The organism is Streptomyces sp. NPDC096048 (assembly GCF_044763415.1).
Lineage (GTDB): Bacteria > Actinomycetota > Actinomycetes > Streptomycetales > Streptomycetaceae > Streptomyces.
This window is the reverse complement of sequence record NZ_JBIWGG010000010.1, coordinates 259,451-275,963: the sequence shown is the minus strand read 5'-3', so window position 1 is coordinate 275,963 and position 16,513 is coordinate 259,451. Positions and strand designations below refer to the sequence as shown.

Below are 16,513 nucleotides of genomic sequence, written 5' to 3'. Positions count from 1 at the left end.
TGCCCCGTGGGAGCGGGCGCATGCGCGAGACTCGCGTCTGTCCGGAGCACCGTTGCGCTGATCGCCGTCGTCGTCGGTGGAGCGGTGTTACAGGTCAGAAGGGCGGACGGCGGGTTCGGCCGAGTCGGACGAACCGGTTCGGACCGCATCCCGCCCTCAACTCTCGATCACATCAAGTGTGTTGACGGCATATCGGGGCAATCGGAGCCGCAGGCCGGGCAATTGGGTGCGGTCGGCAGTCGTTGAGGAGAGGGGAATTGCATATGCGTCGCAGGGGGATGAAAGCCGGCGCGATCGCGGTTGCCGCGGTCACGGGAAGCGTCGTTCTCGCGGGGTGCGGGGGTGACGGTGAGCCGAAGGCACAGGGGAGCAGTTCGTCGGCGAGCGCGAGTAGGAGTGACGGCGGTCAGGAGCAGGGTACGACGGCGGTGCGATCGGCCTACGACAAGACGGCCGAAGCCGAGTCGGCACAGATGACGATCGAGATGAAGCTCGCCGCGGACGGCAGGACGATCACGTCCGACGGCAAAGGTGTCATCGACCTGGCCGAGGGCGACAGCGCCATGACGATCACCGCGCAGGACAAGACCATCGAGCAACGCGTGGTCGACCAGGTCCTCTACCAGAAGTCGCCCGACCAGAAGGCCCCCGGCGGCAAGCCCTGGATCAAGATCGACCTCAAGAAGGTCGCCGCTCAGCAGGGTCTGAGCAGCCAGCAGATCGGCGACCCGGCCCAGACCGCCGCGTACGCCAAGGCGATCACCGACAAGGACGTCACCAAGGTCGGCGCGGAGAAGATCGACGGAGTCGACACCACGCACTACAAGGTCGTCGTGGACGTCTCCGAACTGCCGGGTGGCGAGCGGATGAGCAAGCAGCTCGGCCCGACGCTGCCGATGCAGATCTGGCTCGACGATGAGGGCCGGCTGCGCCGCCAGCAGATCGACATGACCATCAAGGCCCCGGCCTCCGCCTCCGCGAACCCGGACAGCGCGGCGTCCCCGCAGCAGCTCAAGATGAGCACGGTAATGGAGTTCTCGGAATTCGGCACCGAGGTCGACACCGAGGCCCCGCCGGCCGATCAAGTGGCCGACATGACCGGCAAGGCCCTCCAGGGCAGCCAGCAGTCGAGCTGAGCCGTCACGGCCGGTCGACGCCGCCCCTCGCTGACGACATGCGCGGTTCCGTTGACGTGGAGACCGATGCGGTGGTGGGTGAAGCCCATGAAAAGCATGCCCAGGTGGGGGGTTGTCCAGGACGTTTCCGTTGCCGGCATGGACTCCGTCGCGCAGCAGGCCGTAGTGCTCCAGGTAGTTGACCGACTCCGGGAGCAGGGTGAGGAACCGCTCGGCCTCCCGGCGGACGAGCGGCCGACTCAGGCCGTCGCGGCTGCCGAACGCCAGGTGGACCGAGGGGCGCGACGCCTCGGCGCGAGCCGCCACCTGCGACAGGCCCGGCCGCTCCGCCCTCCTTGCGGGACGCGCCCCCTGCGGCCGGGCGTGCCGGCGCCGGCACGGGCGTCGGGGTCGCCGGCTTCGGCGTCGGGGTCGCCGGCTTCGGGGAGGGAAGGCGATGAGGCGGCGGGTCGTTCGCCGCCCCGCTGACGTCGGCACGGGCGTTCCCGCCGCCCGGGCCAGTGGGCTCCGCCCCGACGCGCTCGCCGAGGGCGGGTGCTTCCTGGCCCGTGTGAAGAGCCCTGGCCGGTCACATCCGTCGGCGGATCGCCTCCGCGGGGGTGGCAGACACCTGCGGAGTCGGCCGACCGGTCCCGCCCGGCACCTCGGCCACGGGTCGGCGCACCCGGTGGTGCCGAGCGGGCTCCGGCGCCTCCCGCGGGAGACGCCGGGCCCGCCTTCATGGAACATCACCCGAAGCGGGACCGGTTGACCGTCAGGGCAGGGTCCACTTCTGATTGGGGCCGGCGTGGCAGGTCCACAGGTGGACCGGGGTGCCGTCGCTCCAGGTGCCGCCGGAGGCGTCGAGGCACTTGCCCGACTGCGGGTTGCGGACCGTCCCGTCGGCCTGGGGCGCCCACTTCTGCGCACCGGAGCCGTTGCAGGTCCACAACTGGATCTTCGTACCGTCGGCGCTGCCGCCACCCGACACGTCCAGGCACTTGCTCAGGGCGCGGACGGTCCCGTCGCCGGGCAGCGTCCACTGCTGGGCGCCGGTCCCGTTGCAGGTCCACACCTGGACCTTGGTGCCGTCGGCGGTCTGGGAGTTGTCGACGTCCAGGCACTTGCCGTTGACACCCTTCACCTCACCCGTCCCGGACGCCGAGCCCGGCAGCTTGTTGAGCGTGTACCAGGCTTCGGTGCTCCAGAGCGTCTCACCGCCGGCCGAGCTGAAGGGGCGGGGCGAGCGGACGTGGACCACGCGGTCGGCCTTGAGGCCCGGGAGGGCGAGGGTGACGGTCTTGCGGTCGGCGGACAGCGTGGCCGACTGCGCGGTGAGGGTCTCCTCGTCGACCTTGGGGCCGCCGTAGTCGGCCGTCGGCACGTACCGCCACTGCTTGATCTTGTAGCGGCCGGCCAGTTCGGTCGCCGTGTCCGTCGACAGGGGCTGGGTGTACTCCAGCTCGAAGCCGCCCGGTACGGCGCGCATGGCGCGGATGTCGAAGGCGTTGGCGCCGTTGGGACTCAGCTTCTGCAGGCCGTAGGTGAGCTTGCCCTCCTGGCCCCAGTTGCCGCCCGCGCCCAGCCCGCCGGCGTAGAGGGCGCCGTCCGGTCCGACGCTGATCCTGGTGACACCGGCCTCCAGACCCTGGGTGAGACGGAAGACCGCCCCTTGGTACTCGCCGCCGACCTTCTCCAGGAAGCCGCGCTGGATGCCGCCGTAGGTCACGTCGCCGAACAGCATCTGGCCGGCGAACGGGCCCTGCGTCAACTGCAACGGCGTACTGGGTGAGTTGGCGATCTCGTTCTGCGGCAGCCACAGGACCGGCTTGGTCACCGGCTGGGAGTCGAAAGGTCCGTCCGGGTTGGTGTAGTGGTTGAAGAAGCGGTCCTGCTTGATGTGCACGAGCTTGGACGAGGGCAGCCAGCCGCCCTGGTTGTCGGTGACGAACATGTCGCCCTCGGGGCCCCAGCCGATGCCGTTCGGGGTGCGCAGACCGCCGGCGACGTAGGAGACCTCGCCCGTGTTCTTGTCGACCTTGATGGTGGTGCCGCGGTTCTCGGCGGGCTGCGGGTCGGTGGTGGCGCCGCCGTAGTTGATGGAGACCGACAGGTTCAGGTAGAAGAACCCGTCCTTGTACAACAGGCCGAAGGCGAACTCGTGGAAGTTGCCGCCGAAGGGCCAGGTCGCCACGCGCCGGTACTGATCGGTGACCTCGTCGCCGTTGGTGTCGTTCAGCTCGGTCAGTTCATGCTTCTGGGAGACGTAGAGCTTGCCGGCGACGTGTTTGATGCCCATCGGCTCCTTCAGGCCGGAGGCCACCTTCTTGGCCGTGACCTTGTCCGGCCCGGTGTCGCCGGTGACGTTGCTCAGCAGGTAGACCTCGCCGGCGGTGTTGTTGCTGCCGCCCCAGGTGGCCACGGCCAGGCGTCCGTCCGGGAGCCAGTCCATGGCGGAGACCTGCGGCTCGAAACCGTCCGGCCGGAGATCGGTGAGCGTGTAGTTCGGATGCACACCGGTCAGCGGGAGTCCGTCTCCGGGGGAGTCCGTGCCGCCCTCGCACTCCTTGCGTCCGGGTGCGGTCACGCGTACGACGTCGGCGTCGGTGCTGAGCACCGAGTTCGGTACGACGCTGAAGCCCGAGGCGCCCGGCGGCTTCCAGGACAGGGTGAGCTGCTGACCGCCGTCGCGCTCGAAGTGCTCGATGAGCAGCGAGTGGAAGCCGGCCGTCAGGTCGACCGTCGCGTCCTTGGGCTCCGGTCCGTGCAGTCCGTCGTGGTCGACGACCAGTTGGTCGTCGATCCAGAGTCGGGACCCGTCGTCGCTGGTGAGCCTGAACGTGTAGCCGCCCGCCTGCGAGGCGTCGAGGTTGCCCAGGACGTGGGTGACGAAGTTGCTCTCCAGGCCGAAGTCGTCGGCCGAGGACCAGTCGACCACCGGCATCAGCTTGTCGATGTTCGGGGTCTGGCCCGCCTTGAGGGCGCAGATCTCGTTGAGCGGGGCCTGGACGTCGAAGACGCGCAGCGTGACACCCGGTTCCTGAGGGGGGAGATCCGCGGTGGCCGAGTCGTCCGCCGGAGACGGGGACGTCGACAGACCGACGGCCAGTAACGAAGCGATGAGTGTTCCGGCCAGGCGTCTGCCGAGCCGGCGGGGGTACAGCCGTGGATGCACGTGACCTCCTGACGGTCCCTCGGACACGAGGAACTCGGTCGGGCAAGTGGGAGATCCACCGCTGCCGGGACGCGCCGTCGTCCCGGATACGGAGGGGGGTACGGGCGTGGGGCGTGAGGCGCCCGGCGCCGCACCGGACACAGTAGGGACTTCTCCCCGGGCCGTCCATGCTTTGTCATCGGTGAGGGAAAAGTCCGGCCGGCCCGCGGGGCGCTCGGTGCGCAGGGATGCGAGTTCTCCGATCACCCCACCCGGTCATCGTCTTGCGCGGAGCCTTTACAGCACCCTTCTAACGATGTAAAACCTCCGTGCGGACAGACCGGACGGCTGTCGTTCCTCTTCTCCGGCACCGCTCTGTGCTCGCGTGCCGTCCTGCGCCATTGCACCTCCTCCACGAAGGAGTACCGATGCGCTCTTCCCCCACCCCCGGAGCAAGACGACGGTGGCATGCCCTCGCGGCGTCGGCGACGGCCTGCGTGATGTTCTGCGCCGGCCTGCTCGTCACCACGTCCACGGCCTCCGCCCGGACAGCCGCGTGGACCCCCAAACCCCCGCCGATGACGACGCCGTGGACCGACGGGGTCCCGGTCGACAACCCACTGCCGGAGTACCCGCGGCCGCAGCTCACCCGCCCCGACTGGAAGAACCTCAACGGCATCTGGGACTTCGCCGTCACGGCCGCCGACGCCGGGCAGCCCGCCGCCTTCCCGGAGCAGATCAGGGTGCCGTTCGCCGCGGAGTCGGCGCTCTCCGGCATCCAGCGCAAGATCACTCGGAACGACAAGCTGTGGTACAGACGAACCTTCACCGTCCCGGCGGAGTGGAACGGCCGCCGCGTCCAGCTCAACTTCGGCGCCAGCGACTGGCGGACCACGGTCTGGGTCAACGGGCAGCAGGCCGGCGCGGTCCACAGCGGTGGCTACGACTCCTTCACGTACGACATCACCCCGCTGCTCAACGGCGGTGCCAACACGATCGTCGTCTCGGTGTGGGACCCGACGGAGACCGGCGGCCAGGCCGTCGGCAAGCAGCGTATCCGGGACGTGGCCCCGCACCCGGGTGGCGGCATCTTCTACACCGCGGCGTCCGGCATCTGGCAGACGGTGTGGCTGGAACCCACCGCACCGGCCCGCATCACCCGCCTCGACATGGTGCCGGACCTGTCGAACAACACCCTGAGGGTGACGGTGCGTGGCGCCGGTGTGGGCGGCCACCAGGTCAGGGTCACGGTGTCCGCGGGCGGCTCGACCGTGGGCAGCGCGACCGGCGCGGTCGGCTCCCCGTTCACCGTGTCCGTCCCCGGCCCTCGCCTGTGGTCACCGGAGGACCCCTTCCTGTACGACGTGAAGGCCGAGCTGCTCTCCGGCACCGCGGCCGTCGACACCGTCGGCAGCTACACCGGCATGCGCTCGGTCTCGCTCGGCAAGGTGGACGGCGTACCGCGGCCCCTCCTCAACGGCGAGTTCGTCTTCCAGACCGGCACACTCGACCAGGGCTACTGGCCCGACGGCCTCTACACCGCCCCGACCGACGCGGCCCTGCGCCACGACCTGCAGAAGCACAAGGACCCGGGCTTCAACATGGTCCGCAAGCACATCAAGGTCGAGCCGCAGCGCTGGTTCTACTGGGCCGACCGGCTTGGACTGCTGGTGTGGCAGGACATGCCGTCGATGGACCTGCGCACCCCCGACAGCGCCGCCCGCGTGCAGTGGGAGGCCGAGTACGAACGCGTCATCGACCAGCACCGTAGCTCGCCGTCGGTGGTGATGTGGGTCAACCAGAACGAGGGATGGGGCCAGTACGACCAGGCCCGCATCGCCGACAAGGTCAAGGCGTACGACCCTTCCCGCCTCGTCGACAACATGAGCGGCATCAACTGCTGCGGCTCCGTCGACGGAGGCAACGGCGACGTCATCGACCACCACGTCTACGTGGGCCCCGGCGTCACCAGACCGTCCGCCACCCGGGCCGCGGTCCTCGGCGAGTTCGGTGGACTCGGATACAAGGTGGCCGGCCACGAGTGGTACCCGGGTGGCGGGTTCAGCTACGAGAACCAGCCGAGCCTCACCCACCTCGACAACCGCTTGGTCGGACTGATCGACGCGATCCGCGAGACGCAGATGCCGCTCGGCCTGTCAGCCTCCGTCTACACGGAGATCACCGACGTCGAGAACGAGGTCAACGGCCTGCTCACCTACGACCGCCAAGTCGTCAAGGTCGACGAGAACCGGGTGAAGGCCGCCAACCAGGCCCTGATCGACGCCTCCCGCGGCGCACGGCCTCCGGTCACCCTGCCCACCGGCCAGTACAAGTCCCTGCGGGTGACGACCCCCGGCTACACCACCAGGTACGCGCGGCACCAGGACGGACTCGGCTTCACCGAGGTCGTCGACGCGAGCAGTTCCGGCCTGCTGAAGAACGACGCCACGTGGAAGATCGTGCCGGGACTCGCCGACAGCGGGTGCTATTCCCTCGAGTCCCGCAACTTCCCCGGCCAGTACCTGCGTCACCGGGAGTTCCGGATCTACAAGGAGGGCGGTGACTCCGCGCTGTTCAGGGCGGACGCCACCTGGTGCGCCGTCCAGGGGCAAGGAGGTGTGCGCCTGTCCGCGTACAACTTCCCCGACCAGTACCTGCGCCACTACCGGGCCGAGCTGTGGCTGGCGACTCCGGGCGGCGCACACGAGTGGGACAGCCCGGCCGGCTTCACGCAGGACACCACCTGGGCCGTCGAGGCGCCGTGGGCGCCGTGAGCCGGCACCGGTGACGGTGTGGCGACGCGAGGGGACGGCGGCGGCCGCCCCCTCGCGGCATGCCCGCGGATGACGCCTCAGGAAGAGGCACACCCGAAGGCGCGCCCGCGAAGCCCTCACGGCAGTCCGGCCAGGCCTGCCGGCACCCCCGGCGCCCTCTTCACGCCCGGCCGGCCGAGTCGATCCTGCTGGTCGGCGCCTTCGTGCCACCCTCGCCCTCCGGCTGAGCGCCGGGGCCCTCGCCCGCGTGGGACCGCTGCGCCTTCCGCTCGTCATCGCCGTGGTGACGGGCGGCCGGTGGGCCGGGGACGCCTTGGCCCACCGCACCGGGCACCTGCCGGGCAGGCGGCTGCGCCACGGCCGGCTCATGGCGCGGCCGGCCCACCGGCCGCCCACAGCGGCCCGCTGCTACTCCATGCCTCCTGAGGTCGTCCCACGACGGGCGCGCCGGCCACCGTAACGTAATCGATTCCGCGTGGCGGGGGCAGTCGGGGCTCATGATGGATGAACCATCAAAAGTGCAGGTCAGACACCCTATGGTGACTCTGCGTCAAATAACGTTGTGGTTGCGAACGAGGTGCGAGGTCGGTTTTCTCTTGCCGGCCTGTTGACTTCCTTCGGCTCGCATTATTTCTTTTGCCCACCGCTTCGTCGGAGCGGACCTCGGCGCAAGGAGCGACCTCATGGTGACGCGTGCTCGTACATCCCTGGCCAGACGCTGCATGCTCGGCACAGTGGCCCTGACCCTCACCGCGGTGACCGCCTGCGGCGGAGGAGGCGGCGACGAGCGTGACGGCGCGGCCGACGGGACCTGCGAGCCCGCCTCCGGCAAGGTCACGCTGGACTACTGGTCCTGGGTCCCCGGCATTCAGAAGGCCATCGACCTGTGGAACAAGGAGAATCCGGACATCCAGGTCAAGGTGAAGACCGTGCCCTCGGGCAACGCCGGCACCTACCAGAACCTGTCCAACGCCCTGAAGGCGGAGAAGGCTCCCGACCTCGGTCAGGTCGAGTACGACTCCCTGGCCAGCTTCCGGCTCAAGGAGGGCCTGACCGACATCTCCTCCTGCCCCGGCGTCAAGGAGGCCGGCGGCAAGTTCGTCGACTGGACCTGGTCTCAGGTGGAGTTCGGCGCCGACGGCAAGGACGGCGTCTGGGCCGTGCCCCAGGACACCGGCCCCATGGCCCTGTTCTACCGCAAGGACGTATACGACCAGCTTGACATGAAGGCCCCCGCCACCTGGGACGAGTACGCGGAGCAGGCCCGCAAGCTCAAGAAGGAGGGGAAGTTCATCACCCACTTCTCCCAGACCGACCCGAACTGGTTCACCGGTCTGCTGTGGCAGAACAAGGCCACCATGTTCGAGCGCGACGGTGACGCCTGGAAGGTCACCGTCGACCGGCCCGAGAGCCGTCAGGTCGCCGACTACTGGCAGAAGTTGATCGACGACAAGCTCGTCGCCACCGACCTCCAGGGCTTCTCCCCGGCGCTGTACAAGGCCTGGAACACCGACGAGGTCGTGACCTGGGTCAGCGCGGCCTGGGGCTACAGCACCATCCGCGACAACGCCAAGTCCACCGATGGCAAGTGGGCGGTCGCCCCGATGCCGCAGTGGAAGGCGGGCGACCAGCAGGCCGGCAACTGGGGCGGCTCCACCACCACGGTGATGCACGGTACCGAGCACCCCGCCGAGGCCGCCGAGTTCGCCCTGTGGCTGAACACCGACCCCGAGGCGCTGGCGATCCTGAACCGGGAGGGCGGGCTCTACCCGGCGGCCGAGGCGGGCCTGGAACTGCCCGCGCTGCGGCAGCCGGTCGACTTCTACGGCGGGCAGAAGATCTTCGACGTCTTCGCGCAGGCCTCCGCGGGCGTCGACACCGGCTTCACCTGGGGCCCGACCATGACGGACACCTACCGATACCTCAGCGACGGGACGGCGAACGTCATCGGCGGCAAGAACACCCTGGGCGAGGTGCTCGAGGACACCGGCGCGCAGAGCGCGGACTCACTGCGCAAGCAGTCCCTCGACGTGACCGAGTAGACCGCGTCGTCGGATCCCTCCTGCCCTTCCCGCCGCCCAGGGCGGCGGGAACAGCACCGCAAAGGCTGCCCGTGACTCCCACCACCGCCGCACCGGCCCCGGCGCGCCGACGCCCGCGCCGTACCCTCGCCCCGTACGCCTTCCTCGCCCCTTTCCTCATCCCCTTCGTCCTCTTCACCCTCGTCCCGGTCGGCTACGCCTTCTGGCAGAGCCTGCACAAGACCGAACGGACCGGCGGCACCTTCGGCAGGACGCAGACGGTGTTCGCCGGCTTCGACCAGTACGCGCGGGTCCTGCAGGCGGACTACTTCACCGAGAGCCTGCTGCGCGTCCTCGGCTTCGCCCTCGTGCAGATCCCCGTGATGCTGCTGCTCTCCCTGGTCCTCGCCCTGCTGCTGGACTCCGCCGTGGCCCGCGCCAAGAAGTTCTTCCGGCTCGTCTACTTCGTGCCGTACGGCATCCCCGGCGTCGTGGCGGCCCTGATGTGGGCCTTCCTCTACGACCCGCGCCTGTCACCCGTGGTGGACCTGCTGCGAGACGTCGGCGCCGATGTCGACCTGCTCGGCCCGGACGCCATCCTGTGGTCCATCGCCAACGTCGTCACCTGGACGTACACCGGCTACAACATGCTGATCATCTACGCCGCCCTGCAGGCCGTGCCCTCCGACATCGGCGAGGCGGCCAGGGTGGACGGGGCGAGCGCCTGGACCATCGCCCTGCGCATCAAGATCCCGATCATCCGGCCGGCCCTGGTGCTCACCGGCGTCTTCTCCATCATCGGCTCGTTCCAGCTTTTCACCGAACCGCAGGTCTTCCGCGGCATATCCACCAGCGTGACGAGCACCTACACCCCCAACATCGCCGCGTACTCGCTCGCCTCGGGCGACAGTTACAGCGAGGCCGCCGCCCTGTCCGTGATCCTCGCTCTCGTCACGTTCGTCCTGTCGTTCGCGTTCCTGCGCTTCACCTCCAGGAGGCAGGGATGAGTTTCCTCACCCGCACCGAGGGCGCCCACGCTCCCGGACCCACCGCACGCCGACGGCCGCGTACCGGGGTGTCCACCGCCGTCGCCGTGACCTTCATGATCGCGGTCGCCTGCTACATGCTGCTGCCCGTGTACTGGCTGCTCGTGTCGTCGACCAAGAGCCAGAGCGACCTCGTCAGCACCCCCGGCTTCCTCCCCGCCGCATGGCACCTGGGCGACAACCTGTCCTCGCTCTTCGCCCAGCAGGACGGGGTCTACGCCCGCTGGCTGCTCAACAGCCTGCTGTACGCGGGCCTGGGCGCGGCCGTCGCCACCCTCCTGGCCGCAGCGGCCGGGTACGCCCTCGCCAAATACACCTTCCGCGGTCGGGAGGCGGTCTTCTCCGTCGTCCTCGGCGGCGTCCTCGTACCGGCCACCGCACTCGCCCTGCCGCTGTTCCTGATGTTCGCCGAGTTCGACGCCACCAACACCTTCTGGTCGGTGTTCCTGCCCAGCGTCGTCAGCCCGTTCGGCGTCTACCTGTCCCGCATCTTCGCCGCCGCCTCCGTCCCCGACGAGGTGATGGAGGCCGCCCGCATGGACGGGGCGAGCGAGTTCCGCATCTTCCGCACCGTCGCGCTGCGCCTGATGGCGCCCGCCCTGGTGACGGTCTTCCTCTTCCAGTTCGTCGTCATCTGGAACAACTTCCTGCTCCCCTTGATCATGCTGCAGGACGAGCGTCTCTACCCCGTCACCCTCGGCCTGTTCACCTGGCAGTCGCAGACCAGCCGCATGCCCGAACTGCAGACCCTCACCATCGTGGGCGCCCTGATCTCCGTCGTGCCCATCGTGCTCACCTTCCTCCTCCTGCAGCGCTACTGGCGCGCCGGACTCGCCGCTGGAGCCGTGAAATCGTGAACCACCCCCTCACCGACGTGACCCGTGCCCTCGGCGGAGTCGCCTACGGTGGCGACTACAACCCGGAGCAGTGGCCGCGCGAGGTCTGGCGGGAGGACGTACGCCTCATGCGTGAGGCGGGCGTCAACCTCGTCACCGTCGGCGTGTTCTCCTGGTCCCGTATCCAGCCGCGCCCCGGCACCTTCGACTGGAGCCTGCCGGACGAGGTGCTCGACCTGCTGCACGCGCACGGCATCGCGGTGGACCTCGCCACCGCCACCGCCGCCCCGCCCCCGTGGTTCACCCGGCAGCACCCCGACGCCCGGCCGGTCACCGCCTCGGGCACCCGCCTCGCCCACGGCAGTCGGCAGGTCTTCTGCCCGAGCAGCCCGGCCTACGCCGAAGCCGCGGACGCCCTCGTCACGGCGCTGGCGGCACGGTACGGCGAGCACCCCGCACTCGTCATGTGGCACGTGCACAACGAATGGGGCAACCACAACGCCCTGTGCTACTGCGACACCAGCGCGGCCGCCTTCCGCCAATGGCTGCGGGAGCGGTACAAGAGCCTCGACGCGCTCAACGACGTCTGGGGCACCGACTTCTGGAGCCAGCGCTACGGCGACTGGGACGAGATCGACCCGCCCCGGGACACCACCGCCTTCCACAACCCGGGGCAGGAACTCGACTACCACCGCTTCTCCTCCGACGCGCTGCTCACCCGGCACCGCGCCGAGAGCGCCCTCCTGCGCCGGATCGCTCCAGGCGTGCCCATCACCACCAACGTGATGGGCACTCTGGAGAAGAAGGTCGACGGCTACGCCTTCGCCACCGAGTGCGACCTGGTCTCGGTCGACCACTACCTCCCGGCAGCCGACCCCGACGGACACATCGACCTGGCGCTCAACGCCGACCTGGCCCGGGGCATGGCCCGGGGCCGGCCCTGGCTGCTGATGGAGCACTCGACCTCGGCCGTCAACTGGCAGCCGGTCAACGTGGCGAAACGCCCGGGAGAGATGCGCCGCAACAGCCTGGCCCACCTCGCTCGGGGCGCGGACGGACTGATGTTCTTCCAGTGGCGGCAGTCCCGCGCCGGCGCGGAGAAATGGCACTCCGCGATGCTTCCGCACGCCGGCACCGAGGGACGTGTCTGGAAGGAGGCCAAGGCACTGGGAGCCGAACTGTCCACGCTCGGCGAGGTGACCGGCAGCCGTGTGCGCGGCGACGTGGCGATGCTGTTCGACTGGCACAGCTGGTGGGCCCTGGAACTGCAGGCACGCCCGTCGGACCGGACCCGCTACCTGGACGCGGTCCGTGACTGGTACGAGGCACTGTGGACGCTGAACATCACCTGCGACCTGGTACCGCCCGGCGCTGCCCTGACCGGCTACCGCGCCGTTCTCGCCCCCGGTCTGTACCTGTTGTCCGACAACGATGCCGACAATCTGCGCCACTACGTGCACCAGGGCGGGCATCTCGCCGTCGGCTGCTTCAGCGGGGTCGTCGACGAGTACGACAGGGTGCACCCGGGCGGGAACCCCGGTGCCCTGCGCGAGGTGCTCGGGCTCGTCGTGGACGAGTACCTGCCGCTGCGCGCCCAGGACCACGCCCGGCTCGACGACGGAACACAGGTCCGGCAGTGGGTGGAACGCGTCGAATCCCGCGGCTGCGAACCGGTGCTGCGCTTCGCGGACACCGCCGACGGCGGCCCCGCCCGCGGTGGCCCCGCCGTCACCCGGCACACCTTCGGCCGGGGCACCGGCTGGTACACGGCCGCCCGCCTGCCGGTTCCGGCTCTGCGCGAGATGCTGCGCACCCTGTGCGCCCAGGCCGGCGCGAGCCCCGTCGTCGAGGCACCCCCGGGGCTGGAGGCGGTACGCCGCACGGGCGCAGCGCATGCTTATCTCTTCCTGATCAACCACACGCGGGAAGCGGTCACCGTCCCCGTCACCGGTGTGGCCGTCGCCAGTACCGGAACCACCGGCGCCGACATCACCGGCGGCCGAGTGGTCGTCCCGCCCGGCGACGTGGTCGTGGTCCGTGAGGACCTCACGACCGCCCCGGCCTGACCTTCCGTCACCCCAGCACCAGAGAAGCACCCACGAGGAGCGCCCCGATGATGAAGCCCGCCGCCCCGTTGCCCTCCGTGGAGATCGACGAGGCGAGCGGCACCGTGCTGCTGCGCACCACCTACAGCGTCTACGTACTGAGGGTGGACCGCGTCGCGGGCACGGTGCGGCACGTCCACTGGGGCGCTCCGCTGCCCCTCGCCGACGCGGTGACGCTGCCGGTCTGGTCCGAGCACGACAACAGCTTCGCCGGCCGGTGGGACGGCGTCGAGGAGTACCCCGTCGACGGCGGTGCCCGCTTCGGTGTGCCCGCTCTGGAGGTCCGCTTCCCCGACGGTTCCAGTCCGCTGGAGCCGACCGTGCTGGCAGTGGACCGGCGGGCGGCCGATCACGTGGTGGTCCGCCTGCGGGACCGCACCCGGCCGCTGACCTGGCACCTGCACTACCGCGTCCCCGCCGACGGCGACGTGCTGGAACGGTGGACGGAGTTCCACCACACCGGCGCCGACGGGGACGTCCTGCTGCTGCGGTACGCCTCGGCGCACTGGCCGCTGCCGCACCGCCCGGCCTGGCGGACCGGCTCGGTGCACGGCGGCTGGGCCGGCGAGGGCCGCCTCGAGAGGTCGGTCCTCCCGGTCGGCGAGACGGTCATCGGCAGCCGCCGCGGCCACACCGGACACCACGCCAACCCCTGGATGGCGTGGGACGCCGGCGACGCGGGCGAGGAGCATGGCGAGGTCTGGGTCGTCGCGCTCGCCGCGAGCGGCACCTGGCGTCTCACCGCCCAGCGCACCGCCGCCGGTCGCACCGGCGTGGTGGCGGGGGAGGGCCATGAGGGCATCGAGCTGCGGCTCGCGCCGGGCGGGAGCCACCGCACGCCGGTCAGCCTCGCCCTGTACACGGCGCACGGCTTCGGGCAGGCCAGCAGAGACTTCCACCACCACCTGCGCATGCACGTCCTGCCCCACCCGGAAGAACCGCGACCGGTGCTGTACAACTCGTGGGAGGCGACCTCCTTCGACGTCAGCGAGGACAATCAGCTGGCCCTCGCCCGGCGCGCCGCCGACCTGGGCGCGGAACTCTTCGTGCTCGACGACGGCTGGTTCCGCGGCCGTGACGACGACCGGGCCGGACTCGGTGACTGGACACCGCACCCCGCGCGCTTCCCCCGGGGACTGCGCCCGCTCGCCGACGAGGTCCACCGCCTCGGCATGGCGTTCGGCCTCTGGGTGGAACCGGAGATGGTCAACGCCGACAGCGATCTCTTCCGCAGCCACCCCGACTGGGTCCTGCACCAGCCCGACCGCACCGCCACCGAACTGCGCAACCAGCTTGTCCTGGACTTCTCCCGCCCGGAGGTGACCGAGTGGGCCCTCGGCTGGCTGCGCAAGGTGGTGGCGGACAACGCGGTCGACTTCCTCAAGTGGGATTTCAACCGGGCGTTCACCGAAGCCGGCGCGCACCCGGCGGGACCGGACGCCCGACGCGTCCACGTCGAGCACGCCCGGGGTCTGTACCGCGTACTGGACCGGTTGCGCGCGGACTTCCCGCGCCTGCGGATCGAGGCCTGCGCGGGCGGCGGCGGACGCGTCGACCCGGGCATCCTCGCCCGCACCGACCAGGTGTGGCCCTCCGACAACACCGACGCCGTGGACCGCCTCACCGTCCAGCACGGCTTCAGCCAGCTCTACCCGGCCGGTGTCATGTCCGCCTGGGTGACCGACAGCCCCAACCCGCTGACCGGCCGCGTGGTGCCGATGCGTTTCCGCTTCCACAGCGCCATGGCGGGCGTCCTCGGCATCGGAGGGGACCTGACGCGCTGGACGGACACGGAACGCGCCGAGGCCGCGGAACTGGTCCGGGTCTACAAGGACATCCGGCCCGTGGTGCAGCGCGGACGGCAGTATCGCCTGCTGGCCCCGGGCGAAGGACCTCTGGCCGCGGTGCAGTACGTCAGTGAGGACGGCGGCCGTGCCGTCGTCCTGGTCTGGCGGCCCAGCACGGCGTTCGGCCCCGCGCTGCCGTCCCTGCGGCTGCGCGGACTGGACGCGGAGGCCCGGTACCGGGACGAGGAGTCCGGACGCGAATGGTCCGGGTCGACCCTCCGGAGCTTCGGCCTGCCGCTGCCCGAGCTGCCTGCCGGTGACTGTGCGAGCGCGCTGGTGCGCCTGCGCCGGATCGAGGATCCGGGGCCGGGGCCGGGGCCGGGGCCGGGGGCGGGGGCGTAGGCCCGTGTCGAAGGGCGGGCTGTCGCCGTGGGCTGTCGGCGCGGGCTGTCGCCGTGGGCTGTCGGCGCGGGCTGTCGCCGCGGGGCGGTGGGCCGGGGGCGGCGGGCCGGGGCTGCGGATGTCGGCTCCGTGCGCCCTGCGACGGTAACGGTGAGAGCGCTTTCAGGGTGAGTTCGGACGTGAAGTAGGGTGATCGTGGAAGGGAGCGTGTGTGGTGCGTGAGCGGGTCACCATGGCCGACGTCGCCCGCGCGGCCGGGGTGTCGTCCGCGACGGTCTCCTACGTCCTTTCGGGCAAGCGGCCGGTGGCCCCCGAGACCCGGGCCGCGGTGGAGGCCGCCATCGAGGAGCTGTCCTTCACCGTCAACGTCACGGCCCGCAGCCTGCGCACCGGGCGGTCCAGTCTCGTGGCGCTGATCGTGCCGGACATCGCCAACCCGTTCTTCGCGCAACTCGCGGCCACGCTTCAGGAGCAACTGCGCGGACTCGGGCTGCACGTCGTGGTCTGCGACACCGGCGCGCGCCGGGACGAGGAGCGGGCCATGCTGGCGGAGGCGGTGCACCAGCGCTTCGCCGGGGTCGTCATCACTCCTTTCCGGCTCAAGCCGCAGGACTTCAAGCCGCTCGTCGACGCCGGTCTGCCCGTCGTCGTCAGTGCCGACGTCTCCTTCGGCCCGATCGATCTGGTGACGCCCGACGCCCGGGTGGCCACCCGGCAGGCGTTGGAACGGGTGGCCACGGCCCAACGCCGGCGCATCGCGATGATCGCGGGCCCCCGCGACGCCACCGGCGGGGATCCGCGCCTGGAGCACCTTAGAGCCCTGGCCCTGCAGTTCGGCATGTCACTGCCGCACGAACTGGTCGTCCGGGGGGAGCACACGAGGGAGGCCGGAGCAGCCGGATTCGGCACGCTCATGAGCCGCCGCTATCCACCCGACGCGGTCTTCTGCGCCAACGACGTGATGGCCGTCGGTGCCATGGACAAGGCGCATGAACTGGGCGTCGACATCCCGGGCGACGTGGCCCTGATCGGCCACGACGACGCCTCCTTCGCCTCGCTCGTGCGCCCGCAGCTGACCACCATCCGCTACCCGGCCACCGAGGTCGGCCGGTCGGCCGCCCAGTTGCTCATCGAGCGGCTGAACGGCCGACAGGTTCCCAAAACGGTGCACGTGAAGGCCGAGTTCGTGGCGCGCTCCTCGGTCTGAGGCGACGACCCTGGTCAGGAACCGGTGATGCGGTGCCGTGCCGCTTCCCGCCGTCTCCCGTGCCGG

General features: G+C 70.4%; 10 protein-coding genes. 8 read left to right on the top strand and 2 right to left on the bottom strand.

Going from position 1 to position 16,513, the window contains the following annotated elements:
• Positions 1-428: 428 nt before the first annotated feature.
• A complete protein-coding gene (locus ACIQ6R_RS27695) occupies positions 429-1,136 on the top strand; it encodes a hypothetical protein (RefSeq protein ID WP_404224143.1) in 708 nt (235 codons plus the stop codon).
• Positions 1,137-1,890: 754 nt separating this feature from the next.
• On the opposite strand, the gene ACIQ6R_RS27690 is transcribed toward ACIQ6R_RS27695, so the two are convergent.
• Positions 1,891-4,224 carry a ricin-type beta-trefoil lectin domain protein gene (locus ACIQ6R_RS27690; protein WP_404224357.1) on the bottom strand — a complete coding sequence of 778 codons (2,334 nt, stop codon included), beginning with the start codon at positions 4,222-4,224 and terminating at the stop codon, positions 1,891-1,893.
• 545 nt (positions 4,225-4,769) lie between these two features.
• Between ACIQ6R_RS27690 and ACIQ6R_RS27685 the strand changes: the two genes are divergently transcribed.
• The gene (locus ACIQ6R_RS27685; protein ID WP_404224356.1) at positions 4,770-7,043 is read left to right on the top strand and encodes an AbfB domain-containing protein; all 2,274 of its coding nucleotides are present in this window, start codon (positions 4,770-4,772) and stop codon (positions 7,041-7,043) included.
• A 160-nt stretch (positions 7,044-7,203) separates the two neighbouring features.
• On the opposite strand, the gene ACIQ6R_RS27680 is transcribed toward ACIQ6R_RS27685, so the two are convergent.
• Positions 7,204-7,401 (bottom strand): hypothetical protein, encoded by a 198-nt coding sequence (locus ACIQ6R_RS27680; protein WP_404224142.1) that lies wholly within the window; start codon positions 7,399-7,401, stop codon positions 7,204-7,206.
• Between the two features lie 325 nt (positions 7,402-7,726).
• Between ACIQ6R_RS27680 and ACIQ6R_RS27675 the strand changes: the two genes are divergently transcribed.
• From ACIQ6R_RS27675 to ACIQ6R_RS27650, 6 genes are all read left to right on the top strand, one after another.
• Positions 7,727-9,085 carry an ABC transporter substrate-binding protein gene (locus ACIQ6R_RS27675; protein WP_404224140.1) on the top strand — a complete coding sequence of 453 codons (1,359 nt, stop codon included), beginning with the start codon at positions 7,727-7,729 and terminating at the stop codon, positions 9,083-9,085.
• 71 nt (positions 9,086-9,156) lie between these two features.
• Positions 9,157-10,071, top strand: coding sequence for a carbohydrate ABC transporter permease (locus ACIQ6R_RS27670; protein ID WP_404224138.1), 915 nt, complete (start codon positions 9,157-9,159; stop codon positions 10,069-10,071).
• The gene (locus tag ACIQ6R_RS27665; protein WP_404224136.1) at positions 10,068-10,967 is read left to right on the top strand and encodes a carbohydrate ABC transporter permease; all 900 of its coding nucleotides are present in this window, start codon (positions 10,068-10,070) and stop codon (positions 10,965-10,967) included. The genes ACIQ6R_RS27670 and ACIQ6R_RS27665 overlap by 4 nt, the downstream gene beginning before the upstream one ends.
• Positions 10,964-13,012, top strand: a complete 2,049-nt coding sequence (locus ACIQ6R_RS27660) for a beta-galactosidase (protein ID WP_404224135.1) — start codon at positions 10,964-10,966, stop codon at positions 13,010-13,012. The genes ACIQ6R_RS27665 and ACIQ6R_RS27660 overlap by 4 nt, the downstream gene beginning before the upstream one ends.
• 47 nt (positions 13,013-13,059) lie before the next feature.
• The gene (locus tag ACIQ6R_RS27655; protein WP_404224133.1) at positions 13,060-15,240 is read left to right on the top strand and encodes an alpha-galactosidase; all 2,181 of its coding nucleotides are present in this window, start codon (positions 13,060-13,062) and stop codon (positions 15,238-15,240) included.
• A gap of 214 nt (positions 15,241-15,454) precedes the next feature.
• Positions 15,455-16,447 carry a LacI family DNA-binding transcriptional regulator gene (locus ACIQ6R_RS27650; protein WP_404224132.1) on the top strand — a complete coding sequence of 331 codons (993 nt, stop codon included), beginning with the start codon at positions 15,455-15,457 and terminating at the stop codon, positions 16,445-16,447.
• The last annotated feature ends 66 nt before the right edge of the window (positions 16,448-16,513 follow it).